General features: G+C 60.0%; 16 protein-coding genes. 13 read left to right on the top strand and 3 right to left on the bottom strand.

Going from position 1 to position 17,110, the window contains the following annotated elements; genetic code table 11:
• Positions 1–150: 150 nt before the first annotated feature.
• The 13 genes from moaB (at position 151) to AC3I0A_RS15725 (ending at position 11,309) form a co-directional block, all read left to right on the top strand.
• Positions 151–705 (top strand): molybdenum cofactor biosynthesis protein B, encoded by a 555-nt coding sequence (moaB, locus tag AC3I0A_RS15785; RefSeq protein WP_489372941.1) that lies wholly within the window; start codon positions 151–153, stop codon positions 703–705.
• Positions 702–1,937, top strand: a complete 1,236-nt coding sequence (locus tag AC3I0A_RS15780; RefSeq protein ID WP_489372939.1) for a molybdopterin molybdotransferase MoeA — start codon at positions 702–704, stop codon at positions 1,935–1,937. Before moaB ends, AC3I0A_RS15780 begins: the two co-directional genes overlap by 4 nt.
• Positions 1,938–2,015: 78 nt before the next feature.
• Positions 2,016–3,011: a ubiquinone anaerobic biosynthesis protein UbiU gene (ubiU, locus tag AC3I0A_RS15775; protein WP_489372938.1), complete on the top strand. Its 996-nt coding sequence runs from the start codon at positions 2,016–2,018 to the stop codon at positions 3,009–3,011.
• A gap of 10 nt (positions 3,012–3,021) precedes the next feature.
• Positions 3,022–3,912: a U32 family peptidase gene (locus tag AC3I0A_RS15770; protein WP_489372936.1), complete on the top strand. Its 891-nt coding sequence runs from the start codon at positions 3,022–3,024 to the stop codon at positions 3,910–3,912.
• Positions 3,906–4,376: a ubiquinone anaerobic biosynthesis accessory factor UbiT gene (ubiT, locus tag AC3I0A_RS15765; protein ID WP_489372935.1), complete on the top strand. Its 471-nt coding sequence runs from the start codon at positions 3,906–3,908 to the stop codon at positions 4,374–4,376. Before AC3I0A_RS15770 ends, ubiT begins: the two co-directional genes overlap by 7 nt.
• Before the next feature lie 460 nt (positions 4,377–4,836).
• On the top strand, positions 4,837–5,889 hold the full coding sequence (locus AC3I0A_RS15760) for a WD40/YVTN/BNR-like repeat-containing protein (protein WP_489372933.1): 1,053 nt from the start codon (positions 4,837–4,839) through the stop codon (positions 5,887–5,889).
• A 19-nt stretch (positions 5,890–5,908) separates the two neighbouring features.
• On the top strand, positions 5,909–8,314 hold the full coding sequence (locus AC3I0A_RS15755; protein WP_489372932.1) for an efflux RND transporter permease subunit: 2,406 nt from the start codon (positions 5,909–5,911) through the stop codon (positions 8,312–8,314).
• Positions 8,315–8,578: 264 nt separating this feature from the next.
• Positions 8,579–8,875, top strand: coding sequence for a DUF5629 family protein (locus AC3I0A_RS15750; RefSeq protein WP_489372930.1), 297 nt, complete (start codon positions 8,579–8,581; stop codon positions 8,873–8,875).
• Positions 8,868–10,037, top strand: a complete 1,170-nt coding sequence (locus AC3I0A_RS15745) for a lactonase family protein (protein ID WP_489372928.1) — start codon at positions 8,868–8,870, stop codon at positions 10,035–10,037. The genes AC3I0A_RS15750 and AC3I0A_RS15745 overlap by 8 nt, the downstream gene beginning before the upstream one ends.
• A 157-nt stretch (positions 10,038–10,194) precedes the next feature.
• Positions 10,195–10,374, top strand: a complete 180-nt coding sequence (locus AC3I0A_RS15740; RefSeq protein WP_489372927.1) for a hypothetical protein — start codon at positions 10,195–10,197, stop codon at positions 10,372–10,374.
• A 212-nt stretch (positions 10,375–10,586) separates the two neighbouring features.
• Positions 10,587–10,712: a hypothetical protein gene (locus tag AC3I0A_RS15735; RefSeq protein ID WP_489372925.1), complete on the top strand. Its 126-nt coding sequence runs from the start codon at positions 10,587–10,589 to the stop codon at positions 10,710–10,712.
• A gap of 115 nt (positions 10,713–10,827) precedes the next feature.
• Positions 10,828–11,040, top strand: a complete 213-nt coding sequence (locus tag AC3I0A_RS15730; RefSeq protein ID WP_489372924.1) for a hypothetical protein — start codon at positions 10,828–10,830, stop codon at positions 11,038–11,040.
• Positions 11,037–11,309 (top strand): hypothetical protein, encoded by a 273-nt coding sequence (locus AC3I0A_RS15725; protein WP_489372923.1) that lies wholly within the window; start codon positions 11,037–11,039, stop codon positions 11,307–11,309. The genes AC3I0A_RS15730 and AC3I0A_RS15725 overlap by 4 nt, the downstream gene beginning before the upstream one ends.
• A 190-nt stretch (positions 11,310–11,499) precedes the next feature.
• Here the strand turns inward: AC3I0A_RS15725 and AC3I0A_RS15720 are convergent, their stop codons facing one another.
• The 3 genes from AC3I0A_RS15720 to AC3I0A_RS15710 are packed head-to-tail and all read right to left on the bottom strand — an operon-like array spanning position 11,500 to position 16,984.
• The gene (locus AC3I0A_RS15720; protein WP_489372921.1) at positions 11,500–12,102 is read right to left on the bottom strand and encodes a glutathione S-transferase; all 603 of its coding nucleotides are present in this window, start codon (positions 12,100–12,102) and stop codon (positions 11,500–11,502) included.
• The gene (locus AC3I0A_RS15715) at positions 12,099–15,743 is read right to left on the bottom strand and encodes an AAA family ATPase (RefSeq protein ID WP_489372920.1); all 3,645 of its coding nucleotides are present in this window, start codon (positions 15,741–15,743) and stop codon (positions 12,099–12,101) included. Before AC3I0A_RS15715 ends, AC3I0A_RS15720 begins: the two co-directional genes overlap by 4 nt.
• Positions 15,740–16,984, bottom strand: coding sequence for an exonuclease SbcCD subunit D C-terminal domain-containing protein (locus AC3I0A_RS15710; RefSeq protein WP_489372919.1), 1,245 nt, complete (start codon positions 16,982–16,984; stop codon positions 15,740–15,742). The genes AC3I0A_RS15715 and AC3I0A_RS15710 overlap by 4 nt, the downstream gene beginning before the upstream one ends.
• Between the last annotated feature and the right edge of the window lie 126 nt (positions 16,985–17,110).

The raw sequence follows: 17,110 nt of genomic DNA, 5'->3' as shown, positions 1-17,110 counted from the left end.
AGCTCCCTCGCCACATGTGCTCGACTCGATACTCTTTAACTGACCGTCATCAACTCATTCCCCCCGTCGAGGTACCTCCTTGGAGGAATAGGCTCGGTCTACATTCCGGTTCAGGCTGGGCCATACCCTTATCTACAGGAAGGCTTGGATATGGCCCATCTGGCGCAACGCATTTTTCAACCGCTGAACATCGCCGTGCTGACCATCAGCGATACGCGCACCTTCGATACCGACACCTCGGGACAGACCCTGACGGATTTGCTGCAAACCGCAGGGCATGTGTTGATCGACCGTGATCTGGTCAAGGACGACATTTATCAGATCCGCGCAAAACTCTCCCACTGGATCGCCGACCCGACAGTGCAAGTGGTACTGATGACCGGCGGCACCGGATTCACCCCACGCGACAACACCCCGCAAGCGGTCCTCCCGTTGCTGGACAAACACGTGGAAGGCTTCGGCGAACTGTTCCGTCAGGTGTCGCTGGCGGAAATCGGCATGTCCAGTCTGCAGTCACGGGCATTGGCCGGGATGAGCAATGGGGTGCTGGTGTGCTGCGTACCGGGCTCACCGGGCGCGTGCCGAACTGCCTGGAACAAGATCCTGCTGGAACAGCTGGACAGTCGCACCGGCCCGTGCAATTTCGCCCCGCATTTGAAGCCACAGCCGCAACAGCTCATGGATGCCTGCGAGGCACGCTCATGACCGGCCCGGTGTGCGACAGCGGCAAGCTGATGCCGGTGGACGAGGCCATCACGCGCCTGCTGAACCAGGCACCGCCGCCGCCACCTGCGCAAACAATCTCCCTGGATCAAGCCTTGGGGCGAGTGCTGGCAGCTGACATTCACTCCCCGGTAAACCTGCCGGCCTGGGACAACAGCGCCATGGACGGTTACGCCCTCAGGGCGGCGGACTTGCCCCTGGCAGGCGGTTGTCTGTCGGTGGTCGGGCGGATAGCGGCAGGGGCCGGCGACAGCTCGCCATTGTTGGCGCAGCAAGCAGTGCGGATCTTTACCGGCGCGCCGTTGCCGCCGGGTGCTGATACCGTGGTGCCGCAAGAACGTTGCCGGGTCGAGGGCGAGCACGTCTGGTTGCCGCCGGTAAGCGTTGGCGAGCATGTGCGCAAGGAGGGCGAAGAAGTCCGCCGCGGGCATCTGCTGCTCAAGGCCGGCAAGCGCCTGCGCGCACAAGAACTGGGACTGCTGGCCGGTGCCGGCGTGGCGCGGGTCGAGGTCTATCGGCCTTTGCGGGTGTGCCTGCTCAGCAGCGGCGATGAACTGCGTGAGCCGGGTGATCCGTTGGCGCCGGGGCAGATTTACAACAGCAATCGTTATTGCCTCGCCGCGTTGTTGCGCGGTTGGGGCGTCGAGGTGCATGACTATGGGGTCATGGCCGATGAGTTGGCCGCCAGCCGGGACGCTTTGAGCCTGGCCTCTTCGGAATGCGATCTGCTGCTGACTTCGGGCGGCGTGTCGGTAGGCGAGGAGGACCATCTCAAGCAGGCGATCGAGGAACTCGGCAGCGTGGACTTCTGGCGGCTGGCGATCCAGCCGGGTAAACCGCTGGCCTTTGGCGAAGTGGCTGGCAAACCCTGGATCGGCATGCCGGGCAATCCATCGGCGGCGCTGATTACCGCGTTGGTGGTGGTGCGCCCGTTCCTGCTCAGGGCACAGGGTGTAACCGAGGTGAGGCCGGTGCCATTGGCCGTGCCGGCGGCGTTCGACTGGCTGCAGCGTAACAAGCGTCGGCAGTACCTGCGGGCAAGGCTGAGCCCGGGCACCGACGGGCAATTGAGCGTCGAACTGCACCCTCAGCAAAGCTCCGCCATGTTGACCGCCGCCTGCTGGGCCGACGGGCTTGCGGTGGTGGAGTGCGAGCAACAGATTCGCAAACACGACAACGTCATGTTCCTGTCCTTTGCCGACCTGATGCATTGATGGCAATTGATTGCCGTCAAGGCCGTGCCTGCCGGTCTCGCTAGACTGGCAGCGCATTTTCGACCGCGAGGATTACCCATGCAACTGGTCTGCCCGGCAGGGAACCTGCCTGCGCTGAAAGCGGCCGTGCGCCAAGGCGCCGATGCTGTCTACGTCGGTTTTCGTGATGACACCAACGCCCGGCATTTCGCCGGGTTGAATATGGACGACAAACAGTTCGATGCCGCGGTCGCGTTCATCCGAAAACATCAACGCAAGCTCTACGTCGCGGTCAACACCTACCCTCAGCCCAAGGGCTGGGAGCGCTGGCAGCGGGCGGTGGATCGCGCCGCCGATTTCGGCGTGGATGCGCTCATCGCCGCCGACCCCGGGGTGCTCAACTATGCCAGTCAGCGTCACCCGCAACTGGCGTTGCACTTGTCCGTCCAGGGTTCGGCGACCCATGCCGCCGCGCTGGGGTTCTATGCGCAGCGCTACGGTATTCGTCGCGCCGTTTTGCCGCGGGTGCTGTCACTGGCGCAAGTGCGTCAGGTCGCGGCCAGCAGCCCGGTGCCCATTGAAGTCTTCGGCTTCGGCAGCTTATGCATCATGGCCGAAGGGCGTTGCCATTTGTCCTCCTATATCACCGGCGAATCGCCGAACCTGTGCGGCGTCTGTTCGCCGGCCAAGGCGGTGCGCTGGAGCGAAGACGCCCAAGGCTTGAGCGCGCGGCTCAGTGAGGTGTTGATCGACCGCTACACCCCTGAAGAGCCGGCCGGTTATCCAACCTTGTGCAAAGGCCGTTTCCTGGTGGGTGGCAAGCGCTTTCATGCGCTGGAAGAGCCCACCAGTCTCGATACCCTGGACCTGCTGCCGGAACTGACGGCCATCGGCGTCGAAGCGGTAAAAATCGAGGGCCGCCAACGCAGTCCGGCCTATGTGGAACAAGTCACCCGCGTCTGGCGCGCCGCCCTGGATGCCCATCGCGGCTCGCCGGGCAGTTTTCGGGTCAAGGATGAATGGCGTCAGGTGCTGGCCGGCTTGTCCGAAGGCAGCCAGACCACCCTGGGTGCCTATCATCGATCATGGCAATGAGGGACGGGACATGAAGCTCAGCCTGGGACCGGTCCTGTTTTATTGGGACAAAGAGCAACTCAGCAACTTTTACGCCGAGATGGCGGCCTTGCCTCTGGATGTGATTTATCTGGGGGAAACCGTGTGTTCGAAACGCCGGGCATTTTCATTGGATCAGTGGCTTGGCCTGGGTCGCGAGCTGCAGGAGTGCACTCAGGCGCAGCTGGTGCTTTCCAGCCTGACGCTGATTGAAGCGGCGTCCGAACTCTCCAGCCTGCGACGGCTGTGCGACAACGGCCAATTGCTGGTGGAGGCCAACGACATGGGGGCGGTGCAGTTTTTGGCCGAGCGCAAACTGCCTTTTGTCGGTGGTCCGGCCCTCAATCTGTACAACGGCCATACGCTGGCGCAACTGCTCGACTGCGGGATGACCCGCTGGGTGCCGCCGGTGGAATGTTCGGCGGCGCTGATTGGCGATGTGATCGAGCAGGTGCGCGAATTGGGTCGTGAAGTGCCGGAAGTCGAAATTTTTGCCTACGGGCATTTGCCCCTGGCCTATTCCGCGCGCTGTTTCACCGCCCGGGCGGAAAACCGGCCCAAGGACGACTGCCAGTTTTGCTGCATCAACTACCCCGATGGCCTGGCCTTGACGAGTCAGGAAGGTCAGCCGTTGTTCACCATCAACGGCATTCAGACGATGTCGGCCGAGGTGACCAATCTGCTGGCGGATTATTCCGGGCTGGTGGCTTGCGGTGCTGATTTGTTGCGCCTGAGCCCGCGTGCCCAGGGCATGAACGATGTGATCGCGGCTTATCAACGGGTCCGTCTGGGCGAGACGCCGCCGCTGTTCGTCGAAGGTTGCAATGGTTACTGGCATGGCCAGGCCGGCATGTTGCGCGTCGAGGAGGTTGGTCTGTGTTGAACCGAAAAAAATGGCTGTTGAAAGGTGCCGACCGGTTATTGCCGCTGGTGCGCCGGGTGCCCTTTGTCGTGCAGCGGTTGGCGTTGCAGCAAGCGCTCAATCGCTGCCTTGCCGAGCCTTTGCAAGAGGGCGGGTTCGACCTGTTGCGGGGGCGTTGGTTGTGTCTGCGGATTCCGGACCTGGGTTTGTCCTGGTACCTGACTCTGGGACGTGGGGGATTGGAGATTGCCGAGTGCGCTCAGGCGCAAGTGACTATCAGCGGCAACTGGCGAGAGTTTTTACTGCTTGCCAGTCGTCAGGAGGATCCGGATACGCTGTTTTTCCGCAGGCGTCTGGTGATCGAGGGTGATACTGAGTTGGGGTTGGCGTTGAAGAATCTGATCGACAGTCTTGATCCGGATGTGTTGCCCGTTTGGTTGTGGCGCAATCTGGAGCGGGCAGGGAAGGGGTTGGCGGCGGGGTGAGAATCTGATTGCTGTGACTGACGCAGATTCGGTGTGTGGCTTGCCTGCGATGGCGGCCTGACAGCCGGTCTGTCTTTTGCGGATGTACCCAGATCAAATGTGGGAGCTGGCTTGCCTGCGATGGCGCCCTGCCGGCCTGGCTCTCGCGGGTGTACATATCCATACCCTGACACCGGGGGGCCGTACCCCCGTCACCTTGATAAAGGCCAAATACTGGCCTTTATTCATTATCCCAGCGAATGTCTCGCCATTCAGCCACGACTCAAAGCGCCGGGTTAACAAAACATAACGTCGTATCGATTGTCAGGGCTTTCCAAAGCTGGATAGGATAGGCCAGCTTCAAAAGGGGCTCTAGATTGCAGGTTTCAGGACGACGATCCGAAGCGGCAAAGCAGAAAAACGCCCTGTACGGCGCCCTGCAAGGTCGAATGACCTAACAATAATAATGGGAGAAAGGTCTATGAGTGAGCCTGTCATGGGTGTGGGTTTTTGCCGCCCGCCAGCGTTACGCAGATTTGCGTTGCTGGCTACAGCGCTCTCGCTGTTGGCGGTTGCCGCGGTGTCGGCCCCCGTCCAGGCTGCTGCCACGGCGGCGGTCGATACTGTCTATTCGATTGAATCCGCAAAGTCCGCCAAAGGCCTGATGCTCGACGTCGTGCATGCCGGTGCGCGTCTGGTGGTCGTGGGTGATCGTGGGCACATTCTCTATTCCGATGACCAGGGCAAGACCTGGACCCAGGCCAAAGTGCCGACCCGGCAGTTGCTGACCGCGGTGTTCTTTGTCGACGACAAGCACGGCTGGGCGGTCGGGCATGACGCGCAGATCCTTGCCAGTGAAGACGGCGGCGTCACCTGGACCAGGCAATACGAAGACTTGACCCGTGAAGCGCCGTTGCTCGACGTCTGGTTCAAGGATGCCGGCAATGGCTTTGCCGTGGGCGCCTATGGCGCACTGCTGGAAACCACCGACGGCGGCAAGAACTGGGAAATTGTCAGCGATCGCCTGGACAACGAAGACCAGTACCACCTCAACGCCATCGCGGCGGTCAAGGATTCCGGTCTGTTCATCGTCGGTGAGCAGGGCAGCATGTTCCGTTCCGCCGATTGGGGACAAACCTGGGAGCGCCTCGAAGGGCCGTATCAGGGTTCGCTGTTTGGTGTGATCGGTACCCGCCAGCCCGGCACACTGCTGGCTTATGGTCTGCGCGGGAATCTGTTCCGTTCCACGGATTTCGGCGGTACCTGGGAACCGGTTGAATTGAAAGCTGCCCGCGGTGCACTCGAATTCGGTCTGTCGGGTGCGACGTTGCTCGACGACGGTTCACTGGTCATCGTCGGCAACGGCGGCAGCGTGGTGCGCAGCACCGACGATGGGTTGACCTTCAGCGTATACAATAGACCGGACCGCATTTCCTTGTCGGCGGTCACGGCGGCGGGTAATGGCAACCTGATTCTGGTAGGACAGGGCGGTGTTCGCGCTACCACGCCAACCGGCGCTGAGCTGGGCAAATAATAAGAAGGCGAGGATTTCCATGAACATTCAACACCAAGACAAGATTTCCATAAGCAGTCATCGCCAGGACAAGGCGACATTTCTCGAGCGCCTGATTTTCAATAACCGCCCGGCAGTGATCGTCATCTGCCTGCTGGTCAGCGTGTTCCTGTTCTGGCAGGCGACGCTGATCCGGCCATCCACCAGTTTCGAAAAAATGATCCCGCTCGAGCACCCCTTCATCGAGAAGATGCTTGAGCACCGCAACGATCTGGCCAACCTGGGCAACACCGTGCGGATCTCGGTGGAAGCCACCGATGGCGACATTTTCTCCAAGGAGTACATGGAAACCCTGCGGCAGATCAACGACGAGGTGTTCTACATCTCCGGTGTTGATCGTTCCGGTCTCAAGTCGCTGTGGAGCCCCAGTGTTCGCTGGACTGAAGTGACCGAGGAAGGTTTCGCCGGTGGTGAGGTGATTCCGCAGAGCTACAACGGCTCGGCCGACAGCCTCGATCTGTTGCGTAACAACGTGCTCAAGTCCGGTCAGGTCGGTCGGCTGGTAGCCAACGACTTCAAGTCGAGCATCGTCGATATCCCGTTGCTGGAGTCCTATCCGGATCCGGAAGACCAGGGCAAGTTGCTCGCGCTGGACTACCAGAAATTCTCCCATGAGCTTGAAGACAAGATCCGCAACAAATTCGAAGCACAAAACCCCAATGTGCAGATCCATATCGTCGGTTTCGCCAAGAAAGTCGGCGATCTGATCGACGGCCTGGTCATGGTGGTGATGTTCTTCGGCGTCGCTTTCGTCATCACCCTGGTGTTGCTGTACTGGTTCACCTGGTGTATCCGCAGCACCATTGCGGTGTTGATTACCACGCTGGTGGCGGTGGTCTGGCAACTTGGGCTGATGCACGCCATCGGTTTCGGGCTGGACCCGTATTCGATGCTGGTGCCGTTCCTGATTTTCGCCATCGGTATTTCCCACGGCGTACAGAAGATCAACGGCATCGCCTTGCAGTCCAGTGAGGCCGACAACGCCCTGACCGCGGCACGGCGAACGTTCCGGCAATTGTTCCTGCCGGGGATGATCGCGATTCTGGCCGACGCCGTAGGCTTCATCACCTTGCTGATCATCGACATCGGCGTGATCCGCGAATTGGCCATCGGCGCTTCCATCGGCGTAGCGGTGATTGTGTTCACCAACCTGATTCTGTTACCGGTAGCTATTTCCTACGTCGGCATCAGCAAGCGCTCCGTCGAACGCAGCAAGAAAGACGCGGTGCGTGAGCATCCGTTCTGGCGCTTGCTGTCGAACTTTGCCAGCCCGAAGGTTGCGCCGGTGTCGATCGCCCTGGCCCTGTTGGCTTTCGGCGGCGGCCTCTGGTACAGCCAGAACCTGAAAATCGGCGACCTCGATCAAGGCGCGCCGGAACTGCGTCCTGATTCGCGCTACAACAAGGACAACAATTTCATCATCAGCAACTACTCCACCAGCTCCGATGTATTGGTGGTGATGGTCAAGACCGCCGCGGAAGGCTGCTCGCGTTATGAAGCCATGGCGCCGATCGATCAGTTGATGTGGAAAATGCAGAACACCGAAGGCGTGCAGTCGGCGATTTCCCTGGTGACTGTCTCCAAGCAGATGATCAAGGGCATGAACGAGGGCAACCTGAAATGGGAAACCCTGTCGCGCAACCCGGACGTGTTGAACAATTCCATCGCTCGCGCTGATGGTCTGTACAACAACAGTTGCTCGCTGGCGCCGGTGCTGGTGTTCCTCAACGATCACAAGGCCGCAACCCTGGATCGAGCGGTGCATGCGGTGCAGGAGTTCGCCAAGGAGAACAACAAGGACGGTCTGGAGTTCATCCTCGCGGCCGGCAACGCCGGGATCGAAGCCGCCACCAACGAAGTGATCAGGGAGTCGGAGCTGATCATCCTGGTGCTGGTGTATCTCTGTGTGGCGACCATGTGCATGATCACCTTCCGTTCCTGGGCGGCGACCTTGTGCATCGTGCTGCCGCTGGTGCTGACTTCGGTGCTTGGTAACGCCCTGATGGCCTTCATGGGCATCGGCGTGAAAGTCGCGACCTTGCCGGTAGTGGCGCTGGGCGTGGGGATCGGTGTCGACTACGGCATCTACATCTACAGCCGTCTCGAAAGTTTCCTGCGTGCCGGTCTACCGCTGCAGGAAGCTTATTACCAGACTCTGAAATCCACCGGTAAAGCGGTGCTGTTCACCGGTCTGTGCCTGGCCATCGGTGTCTGCACCTGGATCTTCTCGGCGATCAAGTTCCAGGCCGACATGGGCCTGATGCTGACCTTCATGCTGCTGTGGAACATGTTCGGCGCGTTGTGGCTGCTGCCAGCGCTGGCGCGGTTCCTGATCAAACCTGAGAAACTGGCCGGGCAGAAGGGGAGTTCGTTGTTTGCTCATTAAGGGGTGATAGAAGTAAAAAAGCCGCAACTTGGGTTGCGGCTTTTTTTTTGGCTGAAGATCTAGCACAAAACCCTGTGGGAGCGAGCTTGCTCGCGATGACTGCAAACCAGTCGACATTGATATCGACTGACAGTCCGCTATCGCGAGCAAGCTCGCTCCCACACAAGAACTGTGAGTTTTTGTAGATTGCATCCATTTCACTGAACGGCGCTAAGGCAAGTCGATGGGCTATCATTGCGACTTTCCACTTGATGATTGATCGCCATGACTGCCGCTACTGACACTTTGCTCACCGTTCTCGAAACCTGCGACATGCTGGAAATCGACGGGCTGCACGCCTTTGATTTCTCTCTCGATGAACAGGATCAACTCCACATCGAATGCATGGACGGCCGGGCAGCCAAGCGCTGGGTGTTCAGTATGGCTCAGGTGCAGGCTGCGACCTTCGATGAGACCCTGCAAAGCTGGACCATCACCGGCGATTCCGGCGAGCACCGGCTGGTGTGCATGAGCGCATTCAGCGGCGGTGACGAAGCGGATGACGAACAAGAGGATGCGTAACTTCTGGCCATTGCTGATGGCTGGCAGTGTCGGGGCAATGTCGGTGCAGGCGGCCCCCGTCGATAGTTATGAGCTGTTAGTTGGCTCCTACACCCAGGGCCAGAGTCAGGGCCTCTATCGTCTGAACTTCGATAGCCGCACCGGTCAGCTCGACGCTAAACCGTTGCAGGTGGTGAAGAGCGCCAACCCGTCGTGGTTGACCCTGTCTAACGATCGGCGGCGACTGTTCGTGGTCAATGAAAACGGTCCCGGCCAGGCTGACCCGGTCGGCCGTGTCAGCAGCTATTCAATCGAGCCGAAGAATCATCAGCTGAGCCTGATCAATCAGGTCCAGTCCCTCGGCAACGAGCCGACCCATTCCAGCCTGAGCGCTGACGGCCGCTACCTGTTCGTCAGTAATTACTCGGTGGTGGAAGATCCGGGTGGCAGCCTCGCGGTGTTGCCGGTGGCCGCCGATGGCACGCTGGCGCCGCCGGTGCAACTGAGCAGTCATCCGGCCAGTAGGGTCAACCCTGAACGGCAGATGTCGGCGCATGTGCATTCGACGGTGTCATCGCCGGACGGCCAGTACGTGTTTTCCAGCGATCTGGGGGCGGACAAGATCTTTGTCTATCGCTACGACCCCAACGCCAATCCCGAGCTGCCGTTGACCGCAGCCACACCGTCTTTCGTGCAGTTGCCGCCGGGCAGCGGACCGCGACATCTGCTGTTCAGCGGCGATGGCAAGCATGCCTGGCTGACCCTGGAGATGAGCGCGCAGGTCGCGGTGTTCGTTTATCAGGCTGGCAAGTTGGTGCAGCGGCAGATAGTCGAACTGGCTGCCGACCGACCCAAGGCAGAGAAAGCCGCTGGGGCGCTGCATGCATCGCCTGACGGTAAGTTCCTCTATATCAGCAACCGTGGCACCGCCAATCAGTTGCTGGTGTTTGCCATTGATCCGGCGACGGGCGAGCTCAAGGAAATCCAGCGACGCTCGGTGGAAGGTGATCATCCACGGGAATTCAGCCTCGATCCGAGTGGCAAGTTCCTGTTGATCGGCAACCAGAAAAGCCACCAGATCGTGGTGCTTGAGCGCGATGCGAAGAGCGGCCTGCTAGGCAAAACCGTGCAAAAACTGCCGTTCGATTCCCCCAGCGATATCAAATTCTTGCTCGGTCAATAGGCCGCAGGTCCCGAATGTCGGGGCCTGCGTACTTCTATTAATGACACTGATATCCGCTACTGCTGCAAAGAATTTCAACGCACCGACCCTCGGACGTAAGTTTGCTTCACGGCCCCCACGGGCAAGCAAGCCAACTGAATCCACGAGGGTTATCGCCATGAACTTCAATCTCTTCTCGGTCATCGCTGCTTCCGCTATCTCGGCTACCGTGGCTCTACCAGTTAGTGCCAGCGTTGAAATAAACGAGAAAAAATCCGGCAGCCACAGCTACACCCAGAAATACCTGCAACAAAGCGCCAACTTCTACGCCGCACTGGATCACAAGATCCAACACTGAAACCTGCGCACTAACGAATTTATGCAGGAGCGAAGTCACTGCTCTGATCGGCGTCCATTTTCGTCGGCAGGGACAAGAGTGATGTCGCTCCTGCATAAACCGTTTACGACAGAAAGGACTGGTTAGTACAAATTCTCTTGGTAATGGCATGTGGCCATGTGTTTAAATTTGACGCTAATTTATTGACTCAGTCTCTCCAAGGGATCGACAGCATGGTTATGCGTCTGGCAGTGGTTCTTCTGTTCCTCTATTCCACCCCTATTGTGTCGGCTGCCCCGCCTGTTCCGGACGAGCCGGATGTCGCGCGTGAGCGCTTGATGAGCTTGTTGCAGGACTGAAATACCGCGGATTCAGGATCAACAAAGCTGATAGTTACTATGCATGGAGGTCGTTTTTCATACTTCGCTATTTGATTGATCCTGTGGGCACTGAAACATGCCCACGGAGAATCCCATGGCCAGCACACTGCTTACCTCTGCCAAACACGGTGCTTACGTCGCCATCGGTTTGTACGTAGTCATGATCCTGGTGGTCACCTTGTCTGGCCAGACTCGGCACTCCAGCGAACCGCCAATTCAAGTCGCTTACCCAGGCGTTCAATTCGAGCATCGCGCACAAGGCATCACTGCCGAACATGCAGACGTTGCGGGATTGGTGGGGCAATGAAAGGACGCAAACTCTGGGTCGTCGCCTTCCTGGCGTTCTTGACCAACGGCTCTTCATTGCTGGGGATGGGGCAGGCTTCGGCCGGTTCGCTGGCGCGGGCCATTGAATGCAATCACAACATCGCTCACAACATCCAGACCGCCCAGGCCTTGGGGGCGCTGGCAAGTAATCCGCCGATTAAACCGAAGGCAGCGCTTTTGGGGCCGTTCCAAGTGGATTGCTCGGTGCTGGAGATGTGCAATGTGTTTGCCGGGCGGGGAGTGGCTTGAGAATGAAGTCTGGAACCGAGCCTTGTACCTGTGGCGAGGGAGCTTGCTCCCGCTCGGCTGCGCAGCAGTCGTAAAACCTGAGAGTGCGGTGTGTCTGACACAACGGGGTTGCAGATTCTAGGGCCGCTTCGCAGCCCAGCGGGAGCAAGCTCCCTCGCCACAATTAAGTAAACAATCCCACAAATTTTCGCTACTTCGCCATCACCCCAACAAACAACTCCGACTCCAGAAACCGCTGTAACCACGCCTGCAAATGCCGATACGGCGCTTCTGCGAACCAGTCCCGATCGACATGAGCAAACTGCCGTATGAACGGCGCCAGGGCGATGTCCGCCAGGCTCGGATGATCAGCCACCAGGTACTCATGCTGCTGCAAGAGCTCATCGAGCTTCTGTAAAAACCCGGCGCCTTGCGCGCGGTAATGCTCCATCGGCTGTTCCGGGTAGCGATCGGCGTATTTGTAGCGATCCAGATACAGCTTGAACACCTGATCATTCTCTTCGATCAATGCGGCGCTTGTTTGCTGTGCCGAAGGGTGGTCCTTGAGCAACCAGTCCTGCGGATCGTTCTGTTCCAGCGCCCAGTGCATGATCTCCAGGCTTTCATCGATTACCCGGCCATCGACGCTCAGCACCGGCACTGTCCCTTTGCTGGACAGCGCGAGCATTTCGGCCGGCTTGGCTCTCAGGCTGACCTCGACAATGTTCAGCGCAATCCCTGAATAACGCAGGGCCATGCGCGCCCGCATCGCATAGGGGCAGCGGCGGAAGGAGTAGAGCGTCGCCGTACTCATTTCACCTCCAGGGTGCTCAGGCCGTTGCCCAGGCGGCGGACCTGGATCTGCACCGGAATCCGTTCGTGCATTTCCTGCACGTGGGAAATCACCGCAACCTTACGCCCTTGAGCCTGCAAGCCATCGAGGGCATCCATCGCCAGTTGCAGCGATTCAGGATCGAGGCTGCCGAACCCTTCATCGATAAACAGCGATTCGATTTTCAGCGTGCTGGAGGCCATCGACGCCAGGCCCAGGGCGAGCGCCAGGGAAACCAGGAAGGTCTCGCCGCCGGACAACGAATGCACCGAGCGCAGCTCGTCGCCCATTTCCGTATCCATCACCAGTAGACCGAGCATGCTGCCGCCGCGCTTGAGGCGATAGCGGCGCACCAGTTGCCGCAGTTGCGCGTTGGCGTGATGCACCAGCAGGTCGAGGTTGTAGGCCTGAGCGATCTTGCGGAAGGTGTCACCGGTGGCCGAGCCGATCAAGGCATTCAGGCGTGCCCAGCGCTGCCACTCGCTGTAGGCCTCGGCGATGCGTTGCGCCAGCGCCTGATTGGCATTCTGCCGACGTTGGTCTTCGGCTTGCTGGGCACGCAGTTCGGCGCTGAGCTGTTCGCTGGCGGCGAATTGGCTTTGCAGTTCGCTCAGGGCGCTGGCCAGTTGCTCGGCATCAAGATTGCCATTGTGTTGCGCCTGGTGGTTATGCAGTCGCTGTTCGCGTTCGTGCAGCAGGACCTTGGCTTGTTCGATGGCCTTTTCACTGTGTTGCAGCTGCTGGCGAAGCTGGCTGACCTGCTCGTCGTCGAAGGCCAGCAACCGTTCCAGGCCGCCGTCGTCCAGCTCGGGATGCAGTTGGCGCCAATCGGCGATCCTGCTGCTCAACTCGAAGTTTTCCAGCTCAAGGGCGTGCAGGCGCTCTTGTCTGGCCTTGAGGTCCGCGCCCAGCTGGATCAGTTGGCTGCGGGTCTCTTGCAGTGCCTGACTGGCCGCTGTTTCTGCGTTGCGTGCCTGTTCGAGGGCATGATCCAGTTGCTGCTGCCATTGCTCGGCGCTGGCGTGTTCACCCAGTAGCTGAAGCAGTTTTTGCTGACAGGTTTGCTGCTGATCGGCGAGGGCGGTGAACTGCTGTTGCGCGACCTCGAACTGCTGAACGCGGGTCTGTTGCCGATCCTGTTCCTTCTCCAGAGTCTGCTGGCGCAGTTGCTGCTCGGTCTGTTCATCGCGCTGCTGCTCGAGCTGTTCGAGGCGCTGGGCGACTTGTTGATCGAGTTGCATAAAGGTCGCAGCAGGTTCGTTGCGCAAACCTTCAAGGGTTTGCGCCGGGAGCAGGGAGGTGAACGCTGCCAGTTCTTCTTCAAGACGCTGGCGATCACCGGCCAGCTCGCGCTGCTGATTGGTCAGATGTTGCGCCGCTTGCTGGCTGGCCTCGGTGGTGGCGTGCAGTTGCTGCTGCAGGCGTGCCGCCTCTTGCTGCAAGGTCAGCAAGGCCGTTTGCCGTTGCTCATCCTGGGCGATGTTCTGGTTCAGCTGGCTCAGTTGTTGATTCAGCCAGCCATCGCGCTTGGCGGTGTCCTGTTTCAGCAGTTGCGCTGACAGCGGATGGGCGTCGAGGCTCGGGGCGAGGGCTTGTTGCTGGGTGGCGAGCAGCTCTTGTTGTTGCAGGAATTCTTTTTGCTGAGCGATCAGGCCGCCCACCTCGGTACGCAAATCCGCCAGTTGCTCCTTCAGCGTGTCCACGGCTTTTTGCGCGTTGGCTTCTTCGCTTTCATCGTGCCGGCCCAGGCTTTGCAACAGCGCTTCGGGCTGATGCCAGGGATGCTCGTGACTGCCACAGACCGGGCACGGCTGATCGTCCTGCAGTTGCTCGCGCAGCTCTTCGACGCTGGCACTGCGGGCCACGCGCTGGCGCTCCAGCAGCTGTCGGGTGACGGTCAGGGTTTGTTCGGCGACGCTCAGCTCGGCTTTGGCCTGGATCCCCTTACGGTTGAATTCTTCTCGCTGCTGCTGGGCGGTATGCTGTTTTTGCCCAAGCTCCAGCGAACGCTTGTCCAGTTCCTGCTGACTGGCCCACAGTCGCGCCAGCTCTTCGAACGCTCGCTGTTGTTTGCGGTTGTCCTGCAACAGGCTGCCGAGAATCTGGATCTGCTCGGCCACCGCCTCGGGTTCGGCACCGGCTTCACGGTACAACAGTTCAAGGTGGCTGCGTTGTTCAGTGAGTTGCCGGGCGGCGCTGAGCGCGCGTTGCTCCAGTTCAGGCATTTCGGCCTGGCCCTTGTTCAGCCGATTGCCGATCAACATCAGCTGTTGCAAGCGGTCGCGGTAGGCGTTCCAGGCTTCGCTGAGCGGCGCCAGATTCGCGCTGTGTTCCAGCTGACTGGCAATCCGCTCCAGACGTTCGGCGACTTGCCGTTGTTGCTCGAGCAAGCCTTGAATCGTGCTCTGGCCTTGGGTGCAGGCCAGTTCGGCTTGTTGCTTGAGGGCTTCGCTCTGGCTCGACTCTTTGGTCAGGCGGGCCAGGCTGCTTTGCTCCTCAAACGCCTGGCGCAGCAAGGGTGCGCTGGCAGTGTGTTGGCCTTGCGCCTGAGTCAGCGCGGTCTGGGCAGCTTGCAGGCTTTGCTCCAGCTGGCCCTGATGGTTTTGCAGTGCGCTTTGCTGCTGGGTGTGTTGTTGAATCTGCGCGGTCAGCGGGCTGAGTTGCAGGTTCAGCTCGGCCTGCCGGGCGAACTGATGCCGTTGCGGCGCCAGTTGCTCCAGACGCGTCAGCTTGACCCGCTCGTTGCCTTGGCTGTCCCAGTGTTGCTGAGCCAGTTGCAGTTGTTCGGCAGCGCTTTGCTGCTCGTCCTGCAGCTGGCGCAGATCCTTGAGCCAGGTGTGCTGAAGCTCAAGCTGCTTGAGTTGCGCTTGCTGAGTCTTGAGTTGCTGCTGCGCGTCGTTGAAGTGCTGATCGAGTTCGGCGCGGGCCTCGGGTTCCAGCGGTGTCACGCCACTGGCCTGGGCTTTCAGTTCTTTATGAGCCTCTTCGGCTTCCTTGCTTTTGCTGTAGGCGCGGCGACCCAGTTGGCTGTAGATCGCGGTGTTGGTGAGCTTTTCCAGCAGCTCGCTGCGATCCTTGTCATCCGCCTTGAGGAAGGCGCTGAATTCGCTCTGCGCCAACATCACGGCACGGGTGAACTGTTCGAAGTTCAAGCCGAGTCTGGCTTCGATCAGTTGCTTGTATTCACTTTTGCTCTGGTTGCTCAGCAGTTGCGCGCTGTCCAGATCGTGCAGGCTTTGCCTGCTGCCCTGGAGCTTGCCATTGGCCTTGTCGCGGGCCCGATTGGCTTCCCAGCGGGCGCGGTAACGACGGCCGTCGATGCCGACAAAATCGACCTCGGCAAAACCGCTGCCGGTGCCGCGACGCAATAGTGTGCGCGGATCGTTGGTGAGGATTTCGCTATCGACTTCCGGCACTTTGGTTTCACGGCCAACGTTGTTCAGCCGCGGCACCGCACCGAACAACGCCAGGCACAAAGCATCGAGCAAGGTGCTTTTGCCGGCACCGGTCGGCCCGGTAATGGCGAACAGGCCGGCGCTGGCCAGCGGCTCGGCGGTAAAGTCGATTTCAAACGGGCCGGCCAGGGAGGCGAGGTTTTTCAGGCGGATCGCGAGAATCTTCATGGTTGTTCGCTCTCCAGCTGAACGTCTTGCAGCAGTACGGCGAAGTCATTGAGGGTCTGCTCATCGACTTCGCTGCCGTAGTTCTCCTGCCAGGCGCGGCTGAACAATTCCTGCGGCGTGAGTTGGTCCAGTTCGATCAATTGGCCGCCGTTATCAGAACCTTCGCGGCTGCCGTTGCCGGCGTATTCAGCGGCGATTCGCACCAGGCGCACGGCTTTGCCTTGCAGCGCGGTTTCCACTTGCTGGCGCAGGTCCGGCTGCGGTTCGTCGAGGCGCACCCGTACTTCCAGCCAGGGTTGGCGCTGTATATCGGCCAGCAGGTCGATGTTCGGCAGGTCGGCCAATTGGCTCAAGACGTCAGCCAATGGCACTGGGCCCAGGCGTTGCAGATTGACGGCGCGGGGGATCAGCCGTGGTTCGACGCTGAGCAGGGTTTCGCCGTCGAGTTCAATGTCGAGGATCTGGTGCTGATAGCCGATCTCGGAGAACGACAGTGGGATCGGTGAGCCGCTGTAGCGAATGCGTTCCTCGCCGTTGACCTTCTGTGGTTTGTGCAAATGGCCGAGGGCGACGTAACTGATGCTCGGCCCGAACAGGCTGGCGGGCAGCGCTTCGGCATTACCGATGATCAGGCTGCGCTCCGAGTCTTCGGAAACCGAACCACCGGCCATGTGCGCGTGGCTGATGGCGATCAACGCCTGCCCCGGTTGGCGCTTGGCATTGGCGGCGGCGATCAGCCATTCGTGGACCTGAGCGATACCGCGCAGGTAGTCGTCACCCAAATGCGCACCGGTGACTTCGGCGGGGCGCAAGAACGGCAAGGCCAGGCACCAACCGGCGATTTCGCCGCTGGCATCGGGTAGGGGAATCAACAGGCGCTCGGCATCCAGTTGGCCGTCATCGAGCCACAACACCCGACCCAGGGCATGGGTGCGCAGGCGCCGCATCAAGGGCGCGGGCAACTCGATCCGCGAGCCTGAATCATGGTTGCCGGCGATCATCACGATGGTCAGCAATGGCTGCTGCTCGTGGGCGCTGACGATGAAGTCGTACAGGCGTTCCTGGGATTTGACCGGTGGATTGACGGTATCGAAGATATCGCCGGCGATCAGCAGCACCTCGGGTGTGTGCTGAGCCAGCTGCCGTAGCAGCCAGTCGAGGAAGCAGGCGTGTTCGAAGTCGCGCTCCTGGCCGTGCAGGTTCTGCCCAAGGTGCCAGTCGGAGGTGTGAAACAGACGCAAGGCAAACTCCGCTTGAAAAATGAGGTGTGGCCGCGGGAAAAATGATAGCGGCGAAAGGGGAGAGTTTACTGGCAAAAAAAGGTCAGGGGGGCGGTTGATGCCAGTCAGTTAACCCGATTCTTCAGG

Source organism: Pseudomonas sp. KH_024_B2, from assembly GCF_057839965.1.
This window is presented reverse-complemented; position numbering and strand designations above follow the sequence as displayed.

Coding starts and splice junctions, on each gene's coding strand:
- moaB (WP_489372941.1), top strand. CDS start 151: ATGGCCCATCTGGCGCAACGCATTTTTCAACCGCTGAACATCGCCGTG.
- AC3I0A_RS15780 (WP_489372939.1), top strand. CDS start 702: ATGACCGGCCCGGTGTGCGACAGCGGCAAGCTGATGCCGGTGGACGAG.
- ubiU (WP_489372938.1), top strand. CDS start 2,016: ATGCAACTGGTCTGCCCGGCAGGGAACCTGCCTGCGCTGAAAGCGGCC.
- AC3I0A_RS15770 (WP_489372936.1), top strand. CDS start 3,022: ATGAAGCTCAGCCTGGGACCGGTCCTGTTTTATTGGGACAAAGAGCAA.
- AC3I0A_RS15760 (WP_489372933.1), top strand. CDS start 4,837: ATGAGTGAGCCTGTCATGGGTGTGGGTTTTTGCCGCCCGCCAGCGTTA.
- AC3I0A_RS15755 (WP_489372932.1), top strand. CDS start 5,909: ATGAACATTCAACACCAAGACAAGATTTCCATAAGCAGTCATCGCCAG.
- AC3I0A_RS15750 (WP_489372930.1), top strand. CDS start 8,579: ATGACTGCCGCTACTGACACTTTGCTCACCGTTCTCGAAACCTGCGAC.
- AC3I0A_RS15745 (WP_489372928.1), top strand. CDS start 8,868: ATGCGTAACTTCTGGCCATTGCTGATGGCTGGCAGTGTCGGGGCAATG.
- AC3I0A_RS15740 (WP_489372927.1), top strand. CDS start 10,195: ATGAACTTCAATCTCTTCTCGGTCATCGCTGCTTCCGCTATCTCGGCT.
- AC3I0A_RS15735 (WP_489372925.1), top strand. CDS start 10,587: ATGGTTATGCGTCTGGCAGTGGTTCTTCTGTTCCTCTATTCCACCCCT.
- AC3I0A_RS15730 (WP_489372924.1), top strand. CDS start 10,828: ATGGCCAGCACACTGCTTACCTCTGCCAAACACGGTGCTTACGTCGCC.
- AC3I0A_RS15725 (WP_489372923.1), top strand. CDS start 11,037: ATGAAAGGACGCAAACTCTGGGTCGTCGCCTTCCTGGCGTTCTTGACC.
- AC3I0A_RS15720 (WP_489372921.1), bottom strand. CDS start 12,102: ATGAGTACGGCGACGCTCTACTCCTTCCGCCGCTGCCCCTATGCGATG.
- AC3I0A_RS15715 (WP_489372920.1), bottom strand. CDS start 15,743: ATGAAGATTCTCGCGATCCGCCTGAAAAACCTCGCCTCCCTGGCCGGC.